Origin of the sequence: Amycolatopsis sp. NPDC048633 (genome assembly GCF_040650695.1) — a bacterium.
Taxonomy (GTDB): Bacteria; Actinomycetota; Actinomycetes; order Mycobacteriales; family Pseudonocardiaceae; genus Amycolatopsis.
Genome location: NZ_JBEZHS010000043.1, coordinates 72,163 through 79,240, shown reverse-complemented (window position 1 = coordinate 79,240; position 7,078 = coordinate 72,163). Strand labels below are relative to the sequence as shown.

Annotated in this window: 6 protein-coding genes; 1 reads left to right on the top strand and 5 read right to left on the bottom strand. The window is 62.3% G+C overall.

What is annotated here, in order from left to right:
* Nucleotides 1–760: 760 nt before the first annotated feature.
* On the bottom strand, nucleotides 761–2,287 hold the full coding sequence (locus tag AB0C38_RS43585) for a pentapeptide repeat-containing protein (protein WP_360685374.1): 1,527 nt from the start codon (nucleotides 2,285–2,287) through the stop codon (nucleotides 761–763).
* A gap of 599 nt (nucleotides 2,288–2,886) precedes the next feature.
* Between AB0C38_RS43585 and AB0C38_RS43580 the strand changes: the two genes are divergently transcribed.
* Nucleotides 2,887–3,885, top strand: coding sequence for a hypothetical protein (locus AB0C38_RS43580; RefSeq protein ID WP_360685371.1), 999 nt, complete (start codon nucleotides 2,887–2,889; stop codon nucleotides 3,883–3,885).
* Between the two features lie 273 nt (nucleotides 3,886–4,158).
* Here AB0C38_RS43580 and AB0C38_RS43575 read toward each other — a convergent pair whose 3' ends face one another.
* The 4 genes from AB0C38_RS43575 to AB0C38_RS43560 all read right to left on the bottom strand — a co-directional run bounded on the left by AB0C38_RS43575 (nucleotide 4,159) and on the right by AB0C38_RS43560 (nucleotide 7,006).
* Nucleotides 4,159–4,944, bottom strand: coding sequence for a hypothetical protein (locus AB0C38_RS43575; RefSeq protein WP_360685368.1), 786 nt, complete (start codon nucleotides 4,942–4,944; stop codon nucleotides 4,159–4,161).
* A 210-nt stretch (nucleotides 4,945–5,154) separates the two neighbouring features.
* Nucleotides 5,155–5,595 carry a hypothetical protein gene (locus AB0C38_RS43570; RefSeq protein ID WP_360685365.1) on the bottom strand — a complete coding sequence of 147 codons (441 nt, stop codon included), beginning with the start codon at nucleotides 5,593–5,595 and terminating at the stop codon, nucleotides 5,155–5,157.
* A 1-nt stretch (nucleotide 5,596) separates the two neighbouring features.
* Complete coding sequence (locus AB0C38_RS43565) at nucleotides 5,597–6,388, bottom strand: hypothetical protein (protein ID WP_360685362.1); 792 nt, start codon at nucleotides 6,386–6,388, stop codon at nucleotides 5,597–5,599.
* 258 nt (nucleotides 6,389–6,646) lie between these two features.
* Nucleotides 6,647–7,006: a winged helix-turn-helix domain-containing protein gene (locus AB0C38_RS43560; RefSeq protein ID WP_360685360.1), complete on the bottom strand. Its 360-nt coding sequence runs from the start codon at nucleotides 7,004–7,006 to the stop codon at nucleotides 6,647–6,649.
* Between the last annotated feature and the right edge of the window lie 72 nt (nucleotides 7,007–7,078).

Below are 7,078 nucleotides of genomic sequence, written 5' to 3'. Positions count from 1 at the left end.
CCGTCTGGCACGACGGGAAGCAGTTCACTTCGCCATGAGGTCGAACTCGCCGGCCAGCCGGACCAGGAAGTCCCGGGCGTGGGTGCCGGAGGCGGGTCCCGCGCGTGCCGGCCGATAGCGGCGCGGCCCCGGAGGGGCCGCCTTGAACAAGAAAAGAAACTCTGAACACATGCTTCGCGCTGAGAGGACAGCCGCAGATCGAGCGATCACCGAAGGGGTGTCGAGAGTCGCGATCAAGTGCTCAGAGAGCCCCGGACGGCCTGGTCAAATCCCTGAAGAGTCTGCGTATGTCGAAGCCTCCGACGGGTACTGCGGAGCCAAGTAGTCGCAGCACGGTCGCCTGAGCCCGGGCTGCATCGATGAGGTCGCGGCCGTCCTGGACACCCGAAGTGCCCAGGTGTCGGCAAGCATGTCAGCGCGATGGTCAGCCTCGGACATGTGGGCAGAACGTGGGCAAACTGCCGTCCGAAGCGACCCCAGATACGACGAAAGCCACGTCTACCTGCGTAGACGTGGCTTGTCCGTCGGGCTGACAGGATTCGAACCTGCGACCCCTTGACCCCCAGGACTTGACGGCGTGCCTGACCTGCAAAAACAGTAACTTGAGTGGTGTAGTTGAGTGTACTCGACTTGCGTGTTTCGCGGCTGTTGCTGCTGCGCTGGTCCACACCTGGTCCACGGGCGGAGTCGACACGCGTCGTTTCGCGTTGCGCCACCCCCGGGTGGCGGTTGTCAGGTCGGGTGGACCCTGTCGGCTGGTTCACGTACCGGGTGGTAGCACGTTATCCGGCACGTTGCCTGTGAGTGTGTCGACGTCGGCAGGAACCGTGACGACGCTGGTGGGCAACGAGTCGGCCTTGAAAGCCGCGCCCATGAATACGGCGTCGGCGACGAACGTCGCGCGGGCGAATCTGACGCCGCCGATGACGTTAGCGCTGACGAGCCCTGAGTTGCCTGTGAAGGTCGCGGCGTCAAACTTGGCAGCGCCGGTGATGGTGACGTCGGCGAAGTTGGCGTCACCAGCGAAGATCGCGCTGACGAACCTGATGTCGCCGGTGAAGCTCGTGTCGCCGAACCTAGCCCCCCGGGTGAAGGTTGCGCCATCGAACCAGACGTCGCCGGTGAAGGTCGCGCTGAAGAACCAGGGGGAGTAGGCGAAAGTCGTGTTGCCGAACACGGCGTCGCCAACAAAGGTCGTGCCGCGGAACTTGACGTCGCCGGTGAAGGTCGCGCTGATGAACGTTACGCTGCCAGTGAAATTCGTATTGTGGAAGCTGACATCACCCGCAAATTTCGCGTTGCCGAAGTTGGCTTCGCCGACAAACGTCGCGTCAGCGAGCGTGGCTCCCCAGTTGAAGGTCGTGCCGCCAAATTCGGCGTCACCGCCAAAGTTCGCGTGGGAGAACCGGGCGCGGCGGGTAAAGGCCGCAGCAATGAATCTGACACCGCCGGCGAAGGTTGCGCTCTCGAATTCGGCGTCGCCGGTGAAGGTCGCGTGGGAGAACCCAGCGTCGCCGCTGAAGGTCGCCTGGGCAAACTCGGCAGGGCCAAAGGTCGCATTGTCGAACCGGGCGTCGCCGGTGAAGGTTGCGCCGACGAATCCGACTCGGTCGGTGAAGGTCGTGTGGGCGAACTCGGCCCCGCCGGTGAAGGTCGCGGCGACGAAGCTGCCGGTACGTACTCGGCAGTGCGCCAACTTGAAGTCGATCAGGTGAGCGTTCGCGAGGTTGAGTTCGATGTTCTCCCAGAACTTCCGATGGAGTCGGGGCTGGAGGTGCTCGACGAGGATGTCTTGAGCGGCGAGACGGACTTCTCGTTCCTGTACTCGCCCCTGGTGCTCCTGGAACTGATCGGCCAGGCTGGCGCGCGTCGACTCGGTGCCAGGCAAGGCGAAGGGCATCCGCAGGTAGGCACAGATGACGTTGACGATGCTCTGGCGCTGGCCGGGATTACTGTGGGCCAGCCGCTCGAGCGAGTACAGCCCGGCTAGCCGGACGGGGGCCTCGGCAGAACCGAGCTGGTCGGCGGCCTTGGTGTACAGGTCGGTGACGTTCTTCTCCGTGGCGTCGCTCTCGGTATGTTGCTGGCGCCGCACCGCCAACAGCAATGCGAAGATGCCGGTGGTGCCCGCGCCGACCCCAAGCCCCGTCTTGATCGCCTCGACCCGCGCCAACGCGCGCTTATCCGCATCGCCGGCTCGATCGGCCTCGCCGAGCAGCCAGCTGGTCGCCACCCACCCCACTGCGGCCACCACGATCGCGGCGACGACCACGAGCCACCAGCTCATCGCCGCAGCTCGGGTCCGCGGTGCCCGCTCCCCCCGTCGCCGCGCGCGACGCGCGACCGCCAGCCCGGTGAAGGTGACGGCAAACAGTGCCACTGGCACCGCTGACGGGCGCGCCCACCGCCCCAACGCGGGCCAGTCTACCCACCCGAGCAGCACCGCTATCCCGCTCACCAGCGCCACCCCGCTAAGCACCAGCACTCCACGCGCCGGCGGCCAGCTTTGCCAAACCGACCGAGACCACATCAGGCTCCATCTCGTCACGGAGAGTCAATCGCTGCGGAGCTTTCATGCGCTACATGGACGGACACCGCCAGCAATCGAATCCTGCCGGGACCCGTTCTGCCTCGTGCCAAGCTGGTTCCCGCTGGTCGTCCGGGGTTCCTGCGATGAGGTTCGAGCTCACATTCGACGGGTTTGGGTCCGTCGCAGCAAGTGCCCAACTTGGCGATGCGCCTGGTAAGACTGCAGCTCAGGATACCTTTACGGCTGCTGATCGGCGCCCGTTGGTCGGGCGCGACACCTGTGGACCATGAATAGACCGCAGCGGGAGCACGCAGGGCTGCTGTAGCACGTGGACGCTTCAATCCGACTGAGTCCGCATGATGGACCAGACGTCTGAGCACAAGCGACCCAGCGGCGGACGTCAAAGCGTCGCGACGTCACCTGCCGTCGAGCTGCCGGACCGCAGCTACGTCGTGACACTGGTCATTCGGACGACCAATGATCACCACCTTCAACCGCCACTCGAACTCCCGGAGGGCATTACCGCGACGATCGACGAGGCGGAAGTCGTACTGGAGGTACCCGCACGTGCGCCGGACGCCTCAACAGCGTTGCGTACCGCTGAGGAGGCGGCCTTGGACTTGATGATGACCCTTGCCGCGACATTTAGCGGCTACGAGTTCATCAGGGACCCACGTCAGCAGGTGCGCCGCACGGACGCTGGCTACCAGGCCGACGGCCCGCCGCCTCCGTTCGACGTGGTCGGCGGCGGGGTGACTGAGGCCGGAGCCGAAATGATTGATCCCACCGGCGAGCTGCGCCGGGCTGGACTGGTCGTCAACATGCACGGAGCTGCGACTGTCACTCACCCGCCGGCTGAAGACGTTCGCCGGTACGCGGGCCGGCGGGCGTGGCCGCCTCGGTTGCGCAACGGGCTGCGCCTGTTTCACGCAGCGCAGAATGCCAGCGACGAGGTCGTCAAGTTCACGCTTATCGCAGCTGCGTTGGAGGTACTCGTCGACGCCGAGAAGACCTCGCTGCTCGACCGGCTGAGCAAGGGGGCGCGTCGACGCCTCCGCGCCAACCTGGAAGGGGTGTTCGAGACCTTCGGCCTAACCAGGCCTGAGCGCGAGCGACTGCGAAACAGGGTTGACCACACCCAAGCGAAGGGCAGTTTCGAGGCGATCCGTGACTATCTCGCGTTGCACGACGTCCGCGTTGAGGACGGTGATGTGCGATGGTGGGCGCACCAGCGTGGACAGTTCCTGCATGAGGGCGCGTTCCTCGATGAGCCCGAGCGGCGTCATCGATTGGAGCATGCTGTGAGCGTTTGCCTGATCACCGAACTTGATCGCTATGTCCCGGGAAACCCTTGACCCCCGGGACTTAACGGCGTACTTGACCTGCGAAAACAGCGACAAAAGCAGTAAGGTGGATACTACTCAACTCGCAGGGTTCGCGGCAGTTTCCGTCGCGCTGGTCCACATCTGGTCCACGTCCGGAGCAATGCGAACGACGGGCGACTTTGTTCGCAAGCGCTGCGGAGCGCCGGCGCGATTTCGCCGGCGGCGCCAGCTGGTGAGGATTTATCGGATCAAACTTGGGCGCCGATGGTGCAATCCTCACGCCGTCCCCTGCGCGGACTTTCGTTATCCCTCGCTGCCTGCGGTTTCAGGTGACGTCGGGCGGCCAATGTGGGGCAAGGGGGCCCACCAAAGGCTTTCTTCGGTCGCGGTGGTGTCGATCGAAAATTTTGCAATAGCCCACTGATCTACTTGTTGCACTGCGCGATGTGTGGCTATCACGATTTCCTCAACTTCGTTTACGTGTAGTGCGTACGTTTGCCCAACTGTTAGATCCTCGTCTTTAAGTACTCGTGTAAAGCGCTCGTCAATGACGCCTCTCCGGTGTACCAGGATGTTTCTGATCGCGACGCCGCGGGATAGTGTTCGCCACAAGGGCTCAGAGAAGTCGATGGAAAATGCAAAGGACTTTCGGAAGTAATTTACGAGATCTTGAAACCCTTTAAATGAGAGGTCTGAGATCCGTTTTTCGGTGGCCCATCGGATAAACTCTTCGAGGGAGCCGTGTCGGAGTACATCTTCAAGGCTTACCTGTTCGCCGCTGCGCAACGTTTCCGGGCGTTTGATGTGGATCAAGGACGCTATGTCTGCCAAGTATGAAAGCAGGTTGTCAACTTCTCGGGTGACTACCATCTGTTGCTGAACACCTAATACGCTACGAGCGACCTTCTTATAGTAAGCGACTCGCTCAAGAGCCTTCTTCTCATGCTCTCCAGGTTCTTGATTCTTGCTTTCTGCTTCTGTGTCGGTAGCTTCGTTGCGGCCGTGCAGAATATGACGGATGTTGTCAAGCGTCTTCGCTAGCGCTAAGACATCTTTATTCTGCATTTGACCATACAGAAGTTGCTTCAATGTTTGAATTTGCGACTTGTAAAAAAGGCATGCAACCGGTGACGCAGTCGAGGGCGGGCGGGCATTCGACAATTCTCGGTCAAGGTCGTCCTGGTCGAGGCCTAGGACTTTTTGAAAAGCCATTTGGTTCCTATGCTGTGCCCAGTGTTGCTTTCTTCTGGGACGTCGACGGTAGTTGATGGCGAGAAGTTGGACGGCAGATTCGTTGCCTCAGGCTGGTCGCTGGATCTCATGGAGCTCGCTCGTGAAGTCGTCCACTTGAGCTTCGCCGACGTAATGACTCTGCAGCACGTCGGTGAGATCTCGGGCGACCATCGTCAACGACGGTAGCGATCGGCGACCGTTGGCAAGGGCGCGTCGGCCGTACGTAACGGCGCCATCGAGGTCGCCCTCACGTGCTGCGGCCACATCGAGGGTAATCTGCGCCTCTGCGATACGCATTGGCCATCGGTCATGATCTTGGAAGCCAGAGCTTACGCGGATCACTTCCTCCGACAGTTCACGTGCAAGACGGTCCTCGCCGACGTGTCGGTAACAATCCATCGCGTAGAAATCGTACTTCGAGGGGTCAACGACGAAGTGGTTGTCGACATTGGATGGGTAGTCGAGCTTGTCCAGGGCTACGCGACCGCGATCCAAAGTGGAGTTCATTTCAGCGGGCATACCCATGCGCGCGTAAGCCTTCGCCTGCTGGGCGATCAGCTGGACCGAAACGCTGTGCGTCCCGGCGACCTGTTCGCCGGCCTGTCCGGCTGCGAGCACGCCGCGGTAGTCGCCTGCAGTGAGGGGAGAACCAGGCAGTCATTTCGTGTGCCCAACCCATAATCCCGGAGCTACCGACTTCTTTGCCGAGGCTCAGCGCTGCTTGTCGGGTACCCTCGGCTGCTCGTCGATCTCCGAGGTCGTACTCAAGGCAGCCCACCAGCAGCGCGAGCCAGCCGGCTAGCTCCAACGTGTCGCGTCGTTGTCGGAAGTTCAGCCGTTGTTCCTGCATCTCAACAAGTCGGCGCAACCATTGTCGCCCCTCGGTGATCAGTTCAAACGGCGGTTGCCGCGCGTACTCCGAACACAGCCGGTCCACGGTGATTCGAACAGCCTGCAAGGTCGCGTCGTTCACGTCCGAAGCTTGAAGTCGGCTGACGATCTCGAGCGTGTCCATTCCTGTTGCGCTGAGTAGCTCCGCTGCGTCGCTGCGGGACGATTCGGGCGGGAAGAGTGCTTTGGTGGCCGTGTTCAGCGTGGTTGCGATCAGCGGCGCGTAGTGGCCGCCGGGCTTGTTCTCGCCACGCTCCCACGCCTTCCAGCGGCGCAGCAGGTTGTCGTGATCGGGCAGATCCCCATCCGAGTGCCGGCGCATCTGCTCGACAGCTTCAGCCTGCGACCAACCCCGCGCTTCTCGCATGCTGCGGATCCGTCGAGCCCAGCTTGGCTGACCGTCGCCCATGCTTCTATCCTCCCCGGCCTGGTCGGCACCCGTCGCCTCCCAGTGTGGCATCTCCCGGAGCCAACCAGCAGTGATGTGACGGTGATGGACATGTATCACCACATCACCTAGTTGTCACCATTCGTGACACTGTGATTGGCACTGCGTAGTTGCGACCTTGGTGACATGGAGATCAGCGACGCCAGCGCAATGGCGTCAGTCGGCGAGACGGGCGGGCTGTGGCACGTCGGCGATACGTGTCGTCGCCCTGCGTGTCAGTCACTCTCGCTCTTCGAGCTTGGCCTCGATCGTCGCGAGTCGGGTGGCGATCTCCTTGAGGGATTGCGCGATCTCTGGCCAGTGGTCGCCTTCCTGGTTGTCGCCGTCGAGTGTTTCCACGTCCAGGTCGGCGCGCACGGTCGAACCGGTGCCATGTCGCGTCACGATCACGCCCTGCTCGCGGAGGCGACCGATTGCGCTCTGCACGGTGCCGACGGCGACGCCGTACTCCTCTGCCAGCGCCTTGTAGCTCGGCAATGCGTCGCCGGGGGCGTATTGGCCGCTGCGGATCGCCTTGGTCAACGACTCTGCCAGCTGCAAGTACGGCGGTCCGGGTCGATTCGCGTCTGGTTGTCCCATGTGACACACGGTACAGCTGGGTGGCTTAGCTCTCTCAATGTACCAAGAATATTGACTCTCTTGACACAGCTA